Source organism: Marisediminicola sp. UYEF4 (genome assembly GCF_040546025.1).
Lineage (GTDB): Bacteria > Actinomycetota > Actinomycetes > Actinomycetales > Microbacteriaceae > Marisediminicola.
The window spans coordinates 42,246-57,223 of the sequence record NZ_JBEPNA010000018.1; the positions used below are offsets into that span (position 1 = coordinate 42,246).

The following is a 14,978-nucleotide window of genomic DNA, read 5'->3' on the forward strand; positions in this document are numbered from 1 at the left end:
TCGAACACACCGCAACCCAAGGGGCCACGACATGACCATGACACCAGAGCAGGCCGGCTGGTTCTCTGCCACGTTCAACCGGCTCGTCGGCAACGTCGAACAGGTGATCCTCGGCAAGACATTCGTGGTGCGGCTGTCATTCGCGGCGTTGCTGTCGGAGGGTCACCTGCTTCTCGAGGACTTCCCGGGAACCGGCAAGACCTCTTTGGCACGCGCGATCGCGCAGAGCGTTGCCGGAGTGAGCAGCCGAATCCAGTTCACCCCGGACCTGCTGCCTGGCGACATCACGGGCGTGAGCATCTACGACCAGCGCAGCGGACGATTCGACTTTCACCGCGGGCCGATCTTCGCGAACATCGTTCTCGCCGACGAGATCAACCGTGCGAGCCCGAAGACCCAGTCCGCGCTCCTCGAGGTCATGGAGGAGGGGCACGTCACCGTCGACGGCACCACCCACGGCGTCGGATCGCCGTTCATGGTCATCGCGACACAGAACCCGATCGAGCAGGCTGGTACCTACCGACTGCCCGAAGCGCAGCTCGACCGGTTCATCATGAAGGCATCGATCGGCTACCCGGACCACTCCTCCACGATCCGCATCCTCGAGGGCGCCGGCACCAAGGCGCACGAGGCGACAGTTCCGGCGGTCGTCTCCGCGAGTACGATCGTCGAAATGGCGACCCTGGCCCGCACGGTGCACGTCGACCCGTCGATCAACGACTACATCTCCCGGCTCGTCGACGCGAGCCGCAGTGCGGTCGAGGTGCGCCTCGGCGTCTCGGTACGCGGCGCCCTCGCCCTCGTGCGCGCCTCCAAGACTCTCGCGGCCGCCTCAGGCCGGCACTATGTGATCCCGGACGACGTCAAGCTTCTCGCCGAGCCCGTCCTCGCCCATCGGCTCATCCTCGATGCCGAGGCCGAGTTCGACGGCGTCACCGCGCTGAGCATCATCGGCCAGCTTCTCATCGAGACGCCGCCACCGAGCGACAGGCAAGCGGTGTGACACTCAAGCAGGAGGACACCAGGAGCGGGGCGAAGCGGGCGCCGTCGCTTCCCGCCTCGACCAGGACCGACTCCCGCACGGCCAACGGTCGCGAGTACTACACGACCGTGGCCTCCGTGGCCGGCCTCACGAATGCGCGAACGCGAATTGTCGGGGACCGAACGGGACTCCTCGCCGACGTCATCGTCGCGCTCGTCCGAGCTGGCCGAGCCGTCCTCGCGCTCCTCCGCCGGGTCGGCACCCGCATTGGGGCCGTCGTCACACCGCTCGGCTGGTCCACCGCGATCGTCGTGCCACTGTCTCTCCTGTTCGGCTACCGCTTCGGCTGGCTCGAACTCGTCGCGGTCGGGTACGCGGGAGTCATCCTGCTCGCCATAGCGGTTCTGTACCTCGTCGGGCGGGTCACCTTCGACGTCGAACTGGTGATTCCGCATCGCCACCTCGTCGTCGGCCAGCCCGGTACCGGTGTGGTCTCCTTGCGCAACCCCACGCGGCATCGGGTATTGGGCACGCGCGTCGAAGTGCCGGTGGGCAGGGCGCTCATCGACCTCGCAGCTCCGAGCCTCGCGGCGGGCGAACAGTCTCGGCATGAATTCTCCGTTCCCACCTCGCGCCGTGGAGTCCTCGACATCGGACCCGTCCGCGGCGTGCGCGCCGATCCTGTAGGAATGGTGCGCAGAGAGCTGGTGTGGACGGGAACGAGGCAACTTTTCGTGCATCCGAAGACGATCGACGTGCCGAGCACGAGTACCGGCCTCATCCGCGACCTGGAGGGACAGCCGACCCGGGACCTCACCAACAGCGACGTCTCGTTCCATGCGCTCCGCGAATACGTCGCCGGCGACGAGCGCCGCTATATCCACTGGAAGAGCACGGCGAAAACCGGAACGTACATGGTGCGCCAGTTCGAGGAGACCCGGCGCAGCCGCCTCGTGGTCGCCCTCAGCCTCGCCGAGTCGGACTTCGCCAGCGCCGCGGAGTTCGAAATGGCGGTCAGCGCGGCGGGGTCTCTGGGTCTTCGGGCGATCAGGGATGCGCGGGAGGTGTCGGTCGTCGTGGGCGAGGCGACGCCCGAGTTTGCCAAGCGCAAGGTGCTCGGAATCCGCCAGCTCGGCTCGCTCAGCCGCACCCGGCTCCTCGACGATCTCGCAGGCGTCGATCGCGCGGAATCGTCCCTGTCGATCGTCGATGTCGCACGGGTGACCTCGGAGAAGTTCGCTGGCATCTCCGTCGCGTTCCTCGTGTGCGGGTCGCTCACGACGCCGACCCAGCTGCGCGCGGCATCCGTACTCTTTGCGGCGGGGGTCGAGGTCGTTGCCGTCGTCTGCGACCCGGATGCGGTGCCGGGATTGCGCCGGTTCGCCGGGCTCAGCGTGCTCACGATCGGTTACCTCGACGACCTCGGCCGCTCCCTCGCCAGATCGTCGTCGGTATGAGACGGCGACGCCCGACCCTCAGATCCACCGTCGCGACCACCGCGATGATGTGGCTTGCCACCGCGATCGCCGCGACGGCCCTCTGGCCCGTCTACGAGAGCGCGGCGTTCCTGCTGATGCTCGGCGTGACGACCGTCGTCGCTTCGGCGCTGGCCATCACGGGGGCTGTGTTCCGGTTTCCGGCGCACCTCGTCGCCCTGTCCGGGGTGCTCGCCTACGTCGTTCTCGGGGTTCCTCTCGCGGTGCCGGGCGAGGCCCGCTACGGGGTGCTGCCCACCCTCCCCGGGCTCGCCGACCTCGGATACGGCACGATCGCCGGCTGGAAGCAACTGCTCACCATCACCCTGCCGGTGGGCAGCTACGAATCCCTCCTCGTTCCTGCCTTCGTGCTCGTCCTCGCAAGCGTGTTGGTCGGACTCTCGGTCGCGCTTCGAACGCGCGTCGCCGAGCTCGCCGTGATCGCGCCGGCCACCCTGTTCATTGCCGGCATCATTTTCGGCTCGACCACCGCATTCTTTCCCGTGGCATCGGCGCTCGCCCTCACCGCCACCATGCTTTTCTGGCTCATCTTCTTCCGCTGGTACCGTCGCCGCACGTCGGCGCGCAACGGCCGCTCAGTCGGCGATGCCAAGGGAACGAGCACCCGCGTCCCCGATGACATGATCTTCGTCGGCGCGCGCACGGTTCTTGCCGCCGGGCTCATCATCGCGGTCGCGGCAGGCGGCGCGGTCGCCGCAACGGCACTCGTACCGCCGGCCGGCGACCGCGAAGTTCTGCGGTCCACGATTGTGCAACCGTTCGATCCTCGCGACTATCCGAGCCCACTGTCGGGATTCCGGCGCTACCACCAGGAGACCAACGCCGACGCGACGATGCTCACCGTCAACGGGCTGCCCGAGGGAGCCCGCATCCGCATCGCCACCCTCGACACCTACGACGGTGTCGTCTACTCGGTCGGAGCGGAAGGGCGTAACAGCGACTCCGGATCATTCACCCTGGTGCCCTCGCGCTTCGACAGGTCGAGCCTCGACGGCGACCGGGTCGCTGTCGAGGTCAGCGTCGGCGGCTACTCGGGCGTGTGGCTGCCGACGGTCGGCGCGCTCGAGAGCATCCGCTTCACCGGGCAGGGTGCCTCCGGGCTGCGCGGGTCGTTCTACTTCAACGACAACTCGGGGAGCGCAGCGGTGCTCGGGGAGCTCAGCGCGGGCGACGGCTACCGGTTGTCCTCAGTGCTGCCGTTCGAGCCCGCTCCGGAGGCGCTCGCGCGGGTCACCCCCGGTGCCTCACAGCTGCCGGCACTCCCGGTGCTTCCGGAGGACCTCTCCGTCGCGCTCGACCGCTACTCGGGCCAGATCCAGGGGCTTGGCGCACGCCTGTCCGCGGCGATGACCGGGCTGCGGGCCGAGGGATACATCAGCCACGGCGTCGCCGACGACGAGCCGACGAGCAGGTCGGGTCATTCCGCCGACCGCATCGCCGAGCTGTTCTCCGATCAGCAGATGATCGGCGACGAGGAGCAGTATGCGGTAGCTGCTGCGCTCATGGCGCGCGAGATCGGCTTCCCCGCCCGGGTCGTCGTCGGGTTTGCCCCAACGGATGCCGTACCGGACGGCACGACCGTCATCACCGGCACCGACATCTCGGCGTGGATCGAGGTCGATACCGTTCAATACGGCTGGGTCACGATCGACCCGACTCCGCCCGAGCGCGATATCCCCGAGCGGGCGCCGGAGGAACCGACCCAGGTTGCCCGCCCGCAATCGCCGGTGCAGCCGCCGGTCCTCGATCGAGACGTGCCAGAGGACCAGCTCGCCCCGGAGACCGCGCAAGACGAGGCCGACACGGACGACCCGCTGCTCGCCCTCGTGCTTCTGGCGCTGCAGGTCTCCGCGTGGACGCTGCTCGGGATCGCCCTCCTGCTCTCGCCGTTCCTCGCCATCATCGGGGCGAAGCTCCGACGGCGGCACCTGCGTCGCACCGCGGTCTCACCGCTCGAACGGATCAGCGGAGGCTGGCATGAGTTCGCCGACGCGGTGGTCGACCACGGCTATGCGCCCCCGGGCGGGGCCACCCGCGCCGAATATGCCGAGACCGTCGGCGGCGTCCAGCCGCTCCTGCTCGCGGCAGCGGCTGACCGGGCGGTGTTCGGCCCGAACGACCCGAGCGCGAGCGAGGCCAAGCAGCTGTGGCGGTCAGTCGAGGAGCTCCGCCACTCCCTCGACAGGGGGCTCACGAGACGCCAACGGCTGCGGGCGCGCATCTCGCTTCGATCGCTCGGCGGCAAGAAGACGACGTAGGGTGTGTCGTGATGAAATGCCCGAGCTGTTCCCAATCGCTGCCCGCAGAGGCGCTGTTCTGCGGCGCTTGCGGTCAGGCCGTCGCGCCGCCGGTACTCGCACCCGCCCAGATCCGTCCGTTCATCGAGCCGCCACAGGCGATCCGTCAGACGACCGGCAGGGATGAACCGGCCGGCGTCACCGACAACAGCGCCTGCGACGAGTGCGGTGCGGCGATGTCGTTCTCCGACATATTCTGTGGTGGGTGCGGTCGCGTGTCGCCCACCGTGAGCGCGGCCTTCACGAGCGCACGCGACACCGCCATCATCGAATCGATCCGTCCGACTTCGACGGAGCGCCCCGCCGATGGGGCTGCCGCACCGCGGGTTCGCGCGCCGGGCGCGTCAAACGATTCTCGGGCGCGGCTCGCGCCGCCGCCGCCCGCCGCCGGGGACACCCGGGCTGCCGAATCGACCGGACTCGTCGCCGCGGGGGCGAAGGGCGAGCGTTTCGTGCTGCAGTTCAGCACGGGCGAGAGCGTCACGGTGAGCGGTACCGGACTCGTCGGCCGGAACCCGGTCTCCGAGCCGGGGGAGTATTTCGACCATCTGGTGCGGGTGCTCGACTCCACCCGTTCTGTGTCGAAGACCCATCTCGAATTCGGGCAGCAGGCCGGCGAGTTCTGGGTCTCCGACAGGTATTCCGGCAACGGCACGATCCTGCGGGCGCCTGATCGCCCGGGGATAAGGTGCGAGCCCGGTAAGCGACAGATCGTCGAGCGCGGCGCGCGAGTCGTGATCGGCGAGCAGTTCTTCGTCGTGAGCTAGGTGTAGCCTCCAACAGTCCCCTCCTTCCCTGCTCCTTCGGGATCCCGCTTCGGTACGGGTGCGTCGCCGCATCCTCACGCGGGCGCGGAACGTGGTGTGCTTCGCTGGTGGACTCCTTGCTTCCGCTTCCCCGGCATCCGGCCCGCGCGGAACAACCGCCGCCCTCGCTCCCTGCCGTGCCCGCCGAGCGTCCGCCGTATTCGTTTCCCCTGATCGCAACCCTTGCGCCCGTCGCCGTCTCCGGTCTGATCTGGACGGTCACCCAGTCGCCCTTCGCGCTCATCTTCGCGCTGCTCGGCCCGATGGTCGCCATCGCGAGCCTCGCCGATTCGAGAGTGCAGCGGCGCCGGCGGCGCCGTGCCGAACAACGCCGGTTCGACGCGGAACTCGCGCAGACCTTCCGCGCAATTGTCGCCGGCCACGAGGCAGAGCGAGCGGAACTGGACGCGTGCTATCCCAGCGTTCACACCCTTCTTCGGGAGAGCACAGAGGCCGAGGGAGGTGCCGCCGGCGACGGGTGGGCTGGCCGGGCGGGGGACGCGGGCCGGGTCGGGCTGGCGGGGCTTGCCCTCCCGATCACCCTCGGGCGCGGAACGGTGCGGAGCACTCTCGCCCTCGAGGAAGAGTCCCCAGCGGGGCGCGTGCCCGATTCCCGGGTCGCCGCGTCCCTCGGCGACGCACGGGCGGCTGCCGCCGTTCTCGAGGACGCACCCGTCGTCGTTGATGCCCGGCTCGGGATCGGGGTGTGCGGGCCGCGTGCGGCGGCCATGGCGGTGGCGCGCGCCGTGATCGTGCAGTTGGCCGGCACACTCAGTCCCGGGACGACCACCATTCGCGCGGGCGGCTCGGAGTGCGGCTGGGCCAGGGCCCTTCCGCACCGGCTCGAGCCGGGTGCGGGCACGTTCCCTCACGCGCAGGCGTTCGAGTTCGTGCTGCGCGCGGCGGAGCCAGCGGATGGCACGCGTGCCGGCCCGCCCCCCGTAATCACCGTCGGCGTCGCGGACCGGGCCGGTGACCTGCCTCGGCAGTGCGGCGTGATCGTCACCGTGGGCACCGGCGGCACAGCATCCGCTCGACTTCGCGGGCGACGGGGCGACGAGGGGGAGCTGCGAGTCGACTTCGCGTCGGAGCGCGAGGCCGCGTCCTTTGCGCGCGTGCTGCGCCGCCGCTCGGAATCGGAGGGGCTCGTCGAGGGCGAGCTGCCGGAGCGGGTGCTCCTGGCCGGGCTGGAACTTCCCGATGCCCGGGGCGCGGGGCTGCGCTGCGCCGTCGGGCGTGCGGGCGCCGACCCCTGGCTACTCGACCTCGTCGCCGACGGCCCGCACGCGGTCATCGGCGGAACGACCGGGAGTGGCAAGAGCGAGCTGCTGATCTCCTGGGTGCTGTCGATGGCGGCCGCCCACCCGCCGTCAACGGTCACCTTCCTCCTCGTCGACTTCAAGGGAGGGGCATCATTCAACGCGATCAGTTCGCTTCCGCACAGCGTCGGGGTCATCACCGACCTCGACGCCGGTGCCGCCCACCGCGCGCTCGAGAGTCTCCGCGCCGAACTCCTGTTCCGCGAGCGCACCCTCACCAGCGCGGGAGCGCGGTCGATCGAGGAGGTCGAACCGCCGGGGCTGCCCCGGCTTGTCATCGTCGTCGACGAATTCGCCGCCCTCGCATCGGAGTTCCCCGAACTGCACCGCCTCTTCGCCGATCTCGCCTCGCGGGGGCGGTCCCTCGGCATCCACCTTGTACTGTGCACGCAGCGTCCGGCAGAGGCGTTGCGTGATTCGATTCTCGCGAACTGCACCCTCCGCATCGCGTTGCGGCTCAACAACCGTGCCGACAGCTCGGCGGTCATCGGCAGCGGTGCGGCCGCCGACCTCCCGCTGCGGCCACTCGGTCGAGCGCTCGCATCCGTCGCCGGCGAAAAGCCGCGCGCGGTGCAGGTTGCCATCTCGGATGCCACCGACGCTGCCAGGGTCAGCGGGCTGTGGCCGGGGCACGGGCGAGTGCGGCGACCCTGGTGCGACCCGCTTCCGTTGATTGTGCCGCACGCGGAGCTGGCCGGCGCGGTCAGTCCCGACGGAGGGGTCGATCCAGGCGGCGGGCTCGATCCCGACGGCGGGGCGGACGCCGACCGATTCGTGTTCGGGCTCATCGATCTGCCGCGGGAGCAGCGGCGGCAACTCGCGATCTATCGGCCCCTCGTCCACGGCAACCTGCTCGTCTGCGGCGCGCAGGGCACAGGCAAGTCAATGGTGCTCGACGCGATCGTCGCTGGCGGTCCCCGCCGTGCAACCCAGCTGATTCCCGGGGACATCGAAGGAGCGTGGGATGAGCTCGCGGCCCTCTGCGCCTCGCTCGCGAGCGGCGCGCTGACGCCCCGGGTTGTCCTGCTCGACGACATCGATTCGCTGTTCGCGAGATTCAGCCAAGAGCATCGGCTCGACTTCGTCGACATGCTCGCTCGGCTGCTCCGGGACGGTCCCCGCCACCGCATGACCGTCGTCGTTGCGACGCAGCGGTTGCCCGCCGCTCTGCACACGGTCACGGCATTGTGTGGTTCGCGACTTCTGCTGCGCCTGCCGAGCCGGCAGGACCACCTGCTTGCCGGTGGCCTCGGCGAACAGTACGACGAGCGGCTCCCGCCCGGCGGTGGCGTGTGGCAGTCGAATCGGATGCAGGTCGGCCACCTGCCGCCCCGGCCGCCGCAGCCCGCCCCGGTGCCGCAGGTTCTCGATTTGCGGCCCGGTGCGACGACTGCCGTCGTGAGCGCGTCGCCCCGTGACCTCGCCACGCGGGTGGCGGGCGGGCGCGGCATCCGCCTCGTCGATGTCGGGACGGCGGACGCCGCTCAAGTCACGCATGCCGCGGTTCACACGATCCTGCTCGGAGACCCCCAGGCGTGGCAGGGCGCGTGGGCGACCCTAGTGGCAGTGCGGGGCCGCATCCCTTTCGCCTTCGACGGCTGCACCGTGGGGGACTTCCGTGCCGTCACCGGCTCGCGGCGCCTTCCGCCACCGCTGGCTCCTGCGTCCCGTTCGTTGTGGCTGCTGACCACCGGCGACACTCTCGAGCGGGCCACGCTGCCTGGGCAGGTCCGCTAGCCGAGCACGCCGCCGGCTTCCGCGAGTCGCCCACTCGTGTCGGGTCCGGGGCGTAACAGGCGACATAAGTGGGCAGTTGGCGTGCATCCTGCCCGATGCCGAGCGGGGGAGCGATCTGCCGTGTGCGGTCAGTCGGCAGGGTCGGATACGTGGGGCGGGCCGGATGCTTCCCGCGGCCCTCAGCGCAGACTGGTATGGCAATCTGACTCCGCGGCGGGGATCGGTCCGCACCGAGCGCAGGAGATGGTGCGCCACGCCGAGCTCCGACACCCGGAATCACGCCGTGTGGCGAGAAACTCCTGCGTAGTGTCCACGTGCGCTGGCCCCGTATTCGAGCACGCCGCCATCTCCCGCGAGTCGCCCACTTGTGGCGGGTCGGGGGCGTATCAGGCGACATAAGTGGGCAGTTCGCGCGACATCTCGGCGGTCCTGCGTGGGGTGAGCAGGTCCCGCCGGGCGCGGGGAGCGAGATCGTGACGCGGTTGCGTCCGTCGTCGACCCGAACTGAGCGAACCGAGGGAATCCGCACTGAATCAGGCATAAAGGCGCTGATTTCGTGAAATCTATGTTTCGATATGGGCGTTTTCCTCTCCGAAGAGTGCAATCCGCGCCGCCTCTGTGCAAGTATCGATCAACGCGGATCGAGGATGATCCGCACCTGTCCCGCCGTGGTTAGAGGAGTACGCCGACATGACCAGACCGCTTCCCAGAGACCCAATGATCCAGCAGCTGATCGCTCAGGCGCGGCGGTCGCAGTTGTCGCGCCGCACCCTGATGAGCGGTGCCGGCCTCGGTGCCGCCGCACTCACGCTCGCGGCCTGCGCGACGGACGATGGCGCAGCGCCAACGCCCGCCGAGGACAACTCGGCGAACGACAAGACACTCAACTGGGACAACTGGGCCGCCTACATCGACGAAGACGACGACGGTAATTACCCGACCCTCGTCGCTTTCGAGGAGGAGACGGGCATCAAGGTCAACTACTCCGTCGCAGTCGACGACAACAACAGCTACTACGGCAAGGTCAAGGACCAGCTGGCCCTCGGCCAGGACATCGGCGCCGACCTCGCCTGCCTCACCGACTGGATGGTCGGGCGCCTCATTCGCTTCGGCTACGTGCAGGAGTTCGACCAGGCAAACCTGCCCAACGCGAAGAACCTCACACCCTCTCTTCAGAACCCTGACTTCGACCCGGGACGCACCTTGTCTCTGCCGTGGCAGGGTGGATTCGCCGGGATCTGCTGGAACAAGGAGAAGGTGCCGGGCGGACTCGAGTCGGTCTCCGACCTCTGGAAGTCCGAGCTCAAGGGCCGCGTCGGGGTGCTCTCAGAGATGCGCGACACGATCGGCCTCATCATGCTCGACAACGGGGTGGACATCAGCGGCGACTGGTCCGACGACGAGTTCAACGCGGCGATGGAGATCTTCGAAAAGCAGGTCAACGACGGCCAGATCCGCAATATCAAGGGCAACTCGTACCTCGAGGACCTCAAGAACGAAGACACCCTCGCGGCTATCTGCTGGTCAGGCGACATCACCGTCATCAACGCGGAAGCCGGAGACAAGTGGGAGTTCGCGATCCCATCCGCCGGAGCGACGCTGTGGAACGACAACTTCGTCGTGCCGATCGGATCCCAGCGAAAGGCGAACGCCGAGGCGCTCATGAATTACTACTATGAGCCCGAGGTCGCGGCCGAGGTCGCCGCCTGGGTGAACTACATCACGCCGGTCGTCGGCGCTCAGGAGGCCGCCATGGCAATCGACCCCGAGCTCGCCGAGAACCAGATGATCTTCCCGAACGAGGACACGCTGTCGAACGCCTTCATCTTCCGTACCCTGTCCGGAGCCGAGGAGTCCACCTACGGCTCGGCCTTCCAGGCTGTGGTCCTGGGGTCCTGATGGCAGCGGGAGGGTTCGCTGAGGCCGGCGCCGACCTCGAACTCGTCGGGATCCAGAAACGGTTCCCCGGCTTCACCGCGATCGAGGAGCTCGATCTCACGATCCCGGCGGGCTCGTTCTTCGCGCTGCTCGGACCATCCGGTTGCGGCAAGACGACAACGCTTCGGCTCGTCGCGGGCCTCGAGGAGGTGACAGCGGGACGCATCCTGATCGGCGGCAAGGATGTCACGTCGACGAAGGCGTACCAGCGCCCGGTGAACACGGTCTTCCAGAGCTACGCCCTCTTCCCGCACATGTCGATCATCGACAATGTGGCGTTCGGGCTGCGGCGGCGCAAGATCGACGACGCGACGGGGAAGGCGCACGAGGCGCTGCGGCTGGTCGAACTCGACCACCTTGCCGCCCGCAAGCCGTCCCAGCTGTCCGGCGGCCAGCAGCAGCGGGTCGCCCTGGCCCGCGCGATCGTCAACCGGCCGGCGCTGCTGCTGCTCGACGAGCCGCTTGGCGCCCTCGACCTCAAGCTGCGCCGCCAGATGCAGCTCGAACTCAAGAGCGTGCAGGAGGAGGTCGGACTCACCTTCCTGCACGTCACGCACGATCAGGAGGAGGCCATGACAATGGCCGACACCGTCGCCGTCATGAACAAGGGGCGGATCGAGCAGCTCGGTGCCCCGGCCGTTCTCTACGAACTCCCGCGCACGGTGTTCGTGGCCAACTTCCTCGGCCAGTCCAACCTGTTCAGCGGCCAGGTGGTAGCGGAGAACCCCGACAGCATCTCGGTCGACATTGAGGGCAACCGGATCCTCGTGCCGAAGGCGAGGGCGCACCGCACGAGTGGACATGTCACCGTCGGCGTCCGTCCGGAGAAACTCATCCTCTCGCGCGAGGCCCCGACGGAGTCGGCGGCCAACAACATTCTCGGCCCGGGACGCGTCATCGACGTCTCCTTCAGCGGGGTCAGCACGCAGTACCTCATCCAGATCCCCCTGGTCGGCACGATTGTGCTGTTCGCCCAGAACATGGGCACCGGTCCCATCGTCGGAGAGGGCGCCGAGGTGTGGGTGTCCTGGCATGTCGAGCACGGATTCGGCCTGGACGACGAGGTCGAGTCGGGCCCCCGGTTCCCGGCTGACACTGACACGGCGACCCTCGCCCTGCAGAAGAGACACGCACTCATGTCGGAGCTCGGGGAGGACTAGCCGTGGCATTCTCCGCATTCGCCACGGCGACAGCCACCGAACAGGCTCCGCGTCGCGCGAGCAAGGTCGCCCTGTTGCTCCTGCTCCCCGGTATCGCGTACCTGATGCTGTTCTTCCTCGTGCCGCTCTTCTCGCTCGTGATCACCTCGCTGCAGGCGCCGGCGGAGTTTGGCGACATCGGAGAGTACAACAACGCCTTCCGCTGGGAGAATTACACGACGGCTATCGGGCAGTACAGCGGCCAGATCCTTCGCTCGTTCGTCTATGCGGTGCTCGCGACGATCTTCGCGCTGCTGTTCAGCTATCCGCTGGCCTACTTCATCGGGGTTCGGGCCAGGCCCTATCCGCTGCTGCAGAAACTCATCCTCGTGATGGTCATCGCCCCGTTCTTCATCAGCTTCCTGCTGCGCACCCTCGCCTGGAAGCAGATCCTCTCCGACGAGTCGCCGGTCGTCGCCGGGCTCAAGGCGCTATCGCTGCTCGCCCCCGACGCATACCTGACCGGAACCCCGTTCGCGGTCGTGTTCGGGCTCACCTACAACTTCATCCCGTTCATGACCCTGCCGCTCTACGCGTCCCTCGAACGGCTCGACACCCGGTACCTCGAGGCCGGCAGCGATCTGTACTCGACGCCGTTCACGACGTTCCGCACGGTGACGATTCCGCTGTCGATGCCCGGAATCGTCTCGGGAGTGCTGCTGACGTTCATCCCGGCGGCAGGTGACTACGTCAACGCGAGTCGGGAGTTCCTTGGCGGCACTGGAACGACCATGATCGGAAACGTCATTGAGAGCAACTTCCTGATATCGCTGAACTATCCGGCCGCGGCATCGCTGTCCATCATTCTGATGGCCGTGATCCTCGTGCTGGTGACCGTGTACGTGAAGCGAAGCGGAACGGAGGACCTGCTGTGACACTCCAGGAAGGTGCGGTGCTGGCCGAGGCGGTCACCGCCCCAGACACCAGGAACCGGCGGCAACGCCCGAGCTTTGGTCTCGGCAAGTTGCTGCTGCCGCTGTACACGACGCTCGCTCTGCTGTTCCTGCTCATCCCGATCGCCTACACGTTCGTGTTCTCGTTCAACGATTCGGTCAAGTCGAACATCTCGTGGCGCGGTTTCACCTTCGACAATTGGACCGGCGTCTGCAACGCGCAGGACGTCTGCGAGGCGTTCGGCAACAGCATCCTCATCGCGTTCGTCGCGACCGTCGCGGCGACGACGCTGGGCACGATGATCGCGATCGCGCTCGTGCGCTACCGGTTCCGGTTCCGGTCGAGCATCAGCCTGCTGCTGTTCCTGCCGATGGCGACCCCGGAGGTCGTGCTCGGTGCCGGCCTCGCGGCGCAGTTCCTCGGCGCGGGGGTCCAAAAGGGCCTCGGCACGATCATCATCGCGCACACGATGTTCTGCATCAGCTTCGTCGTCGTCACGGTCAAGGCGAGGGTGTCGAGCATCGACCCGGCGCTCGAGGAGGCCGGCCGCGACCTGTACGGATCACCGGCGCAGGTCTTCTGGCGCATCACGTTCCCACTGCTCCTGCCCGGTATCGTCGCCGCAGCGCTCCTCTCGTTCGCCTTGAGTTTCGACGACTTCATCATCACGAATTTCAACTCCGGGGCCGCGACGACCTTCCCGAAGTTCGTCTACGTCGCCGCATCCCGCGGCATCCCCGCCGAAGCGAACGTCATCGCCTCGGCCGTCTTCGTCCTGGCCATCACCCTCGTCATCACCACCCAGGTGACGTCGACGCTGCGCGCGCGCCGACTGGCAGCGAAATCCTGATGGCTGAGGCGAACTCTCCTTACCCGCACCGCGAGCTCCTTGCCGAACTCTGGGAGGTGGAGGTCGAGCGGTTCCGCGCCGCACGGCCGCAGTCTGAGCGCCTGTTCCAGCAGGCGAAGGAGCACATGGCCGACGGCGTGCCGATGCTGTGGATGGCGAAGTGGCCGGGACCGTGGCCGGTCTACGTCGACGTCGCGCAGGGAGCGCACTTCCGCTGCGTCGACGGCCTCGACCATGTCGACCTCTGCCTCGGCGACACCGGCGCGATGTGCGGCCACGCGCCCCCAGCATCCGTCGCGGCGATCACCCACCAGCTGAGCCGGGGCTCGACCTTCATGCTTCCGACCGCGGATGCCGCCGCCGCAGCGTCGATGCTCGCGGAACGCTTCGGCGTGCCCAGCTGGCAGTTCTCACTGTCAGCGACCGACGCCAACCGCAGCCTCATCCGGTACGCCCGCCAGGTCACCGGCCGCCGCCGCATCGCCGTGCACGACTACTGCTACCACGGCACGGTCGACGAGGCCTACGCGACCCTCGACGAGAACGGCGCCGTCGTCTCCCGGCGCGGCAACATCGGACCGCCGGTCGCGCTCGACGAGACCACGGCCGTAGTTCCGTTCAACGACATCCCGGCCCTCGAAGCGGCCTTCGCCGCGGGCGATATCGCCGCGTTCCTCATCGAGCCGGCGCTCACCAACATCGGCATCGTGCTGCCCGATCCCGGCTACCACGCCGCGGTGCGCAAGCTGTGCACCCGGTTCGGCGTCATCCTCATCATCGACGAGACACACACCTTCAGCGCCGGGCCCGGCGGCATGATCCGAGCAGATGCCCTCGAGCCGGATGCCGTCGTCATCGGCAAGAGTATCGGCGGGGGTATCCCGGCGGGCGCCTACGGGATGACGAGCGAGTTCGCTGCCGCAGTTCGGGCGAGCCTTGATCTGGAGGACATCGACGTCGGGGGAGTCGGCGGCACCCTTGCCGGCAATGCCGTCTCGCTCGCGGCGATCCGCGCCACCCTCGGCGAGGTGCTCACCGCGGACGCGTTCGTGGGAATGATTGAGCGCTGCACCCAGTGGACCGCCGGCGTGCAGGCGGCGCTGGACGAATTCGACGTGCCCTGGCAGGTGACCCAGCTCGGCGCCCGTGCCGAATACAGCTTCCGTGCCACCGCGCCGACGGCCGGCAGCGAGGCCGCCGAGGCGGACGACTTCGAGCTGCAGCAGTACCTGCACCTGCACGCCCTCAACCGCGGCATTCTCATCACGCCGTTCCACAACATGGCGCTCATGAGCCCGGTGACATCGGCGGCCGATGTCGAGCGGCACACCGTCGCGTTCCGCGAGGCCGTCGAGAGCCTCTACGCCTAGACGATATGAGTACGGCGCTTACCTCTTGAGGCTGGGGCCCCCGTTCGAGTAGACGTGGGTTACCAGCCTGCGGAGGTTGGCCTATCCACA

Annotated in this window: 10 protein-coding genes; all 10 read left to right on the forward strand. The window is 68.2% G+C overall.

The window, feature by feature from the left end; genetic code table 11:
* Positions 1-31: 31 nt before the first annotated feature.
* Positions 32-1,003, forward strand: coding sequence for an AAA family ATPase (locus tag ABIB15_RS13385; RefSeq protein ID WP_354479560.1), 972 nt, complete (start codon positions 32-34; stop codon positions 1,001-1,003).
* The gene (locus tag ABIB15_RS13390) at positions 1,000-2,439 is read left to right on the forward strand and encodes a DUF58 domain-containing protein (protein WP_354479563.1); all 1,440 of its coding nucleotides are present in this window, start codon (positions 1,000-1,002) and stop codon (positions 2,437-2,439) included. The genes ABIB15_RS13385 and ABIB15_RS13390 overlap by 4 nt, the downstream gene beginning before the upstream one ends.
* Positions 2,436-4,736, forward strand: a complete 2,301-nt coding sequence (locus tag ABIB15_RS13395) for a transglutaminase-like domain-containing protein (protein ID WP_354479566.1) — start codon at positions 2,436-2,438, stop codon at positions 4,734-4,736. The genes ABIB15_RS13390 and ABIB15_RS13395 overlap by 4 nt, the downstream gene beginning before the upstream one ends.
* 11 nt (positions 4,737-4,747) lie before the next feature.
* The gene (locus ABIB15_RS13400; RefSeq protein WP_354479589.1) at positions 4,748-5,542 is read left to right on the forward strand and encodes a double zinc ribbon domain-containing protein; all 795 of its coding nucleotides are present in this window, start codon (positions 4,748-4,750) and stop codon (positions 5,540-5,542) included.
* A gap of 107 nt (positions 5,543-5,649) precedes the next feature.
* Positions 5,650-8,637, forward strand: coding sequence for an FtsK/SpoIIIE domain-containing protein (locus ABIB15_RS13405; RefSeq protein WP_354479568.1), 2,988 nt, complete (start codon positions 5,650-5,652; stop codon positions 8,635-8,637).
* 690 nt (positions 8,638-9,327) lie between these two features.
* Complete coding sequence (locus ABIB15_RS13410) at positions 9,328-10,536, forward strand: ABC transporter substrate-binding protein (RefSeq protein WP_354479570.1); 1,209 nt, start codon at positions 9,328-9,330, stop codon at positions 10,534-10,536.
* Positions 10,536-11,735, forward strand: a complete 1,200-nt coding sequence (locus tag ABIB15_RS13415; RefSeq protein WP_354479572.1) for an ABC transporter ATP-binding protein — start codon at positions 10,536-10,538, stop codon at positions 11,733-11,735. Before ABIB15_RS13410 ends, ABIB15_RS13415 begins: the two co-directional genes overlap by 1 nt.
* Positions 11,736-11,737: 2 nt before the next feature.
* The gene (locus ABIB15_RS13420; RefSeq protein ID WP_354479575.1) at positions 11,738-12,649 is read left to right on the forward strand and encodes an ABC transporter permease; all 912 of its coding nucleotides are present in this window, start codon (positions 11,738-11,740) and stop codon (positions 12,647-12,649) included.
* A gap of 89 nt (positions 12,650-12,738) precedes the next feature.
* Positions 12,739-13,518, forward strand: coding sequence for an ABC transporter permease (locus tag ABIB15_RS13425; protein ID WP_354479592.1), 780 nt, complete (start codon positions 12,739-12,741; stop codon positions 13,516-13,518).
* Positions 13,518-14,888, forward strand: a complete 1,371-nt coding sequence (locus ABIB15_RS13430) for a transaminase (RefSeq protein ID WP_354479578.1) — start codon at positions 13,518-13,520, stop codon at positions 14,886-14,888. The genes ABIB15_RS13425 and ABIB15_RS13430 overlap by 1 nt, the downstream gene beginning before the upstream one ends.
* Positions 14,889-14,978: the final 90 nt, after the last annotated feature.

Coding starts and splice junctions, on each gene's coding strand:
- ABIB15_RS13400 (WP_354479589.1), top strand. CDS start 4,748: ATGAAATGCCCGAGCTGTTCCCAATCGCTGCCCGCAGAGGCGCTGTTC.
- ABIB15_RS13430 (WP_354479578.1), top strand. CDS start 13,518: ATGGCTGAGGCGAACTCTCCTTACCCGCACCGCGAGCTCCTTGCCGAA.
- ABIB15_RS13410 (WP_354479570.1), top strand. CDS start 9,328: ATGACCAGACCGCTTCCCAGAGACCCAATGATCCAGCAGCTGATCGCT.
- ABIB15_RS13415 (WP_354479572.1), top strand. CDS start 10,536: ATGGCAGCGGGAGGGTTCGCTGAGGCCGGCGCCGACCTCGAACTCGTC.
- ABIB15_RS13395 (WP_354479566.1), top strand. CDS start 2,436: ATGAGACGGCGACGCCCGACCCTCAGATCCACCGTCGCGACCACCGCG.
- ABIB15_RS13385 (WP_354479560.1), top strand. CDS start 32: ATGACCATGACACCAGAGCAGGCCGGCTGGTTCTCTGCCACGTTCAAC.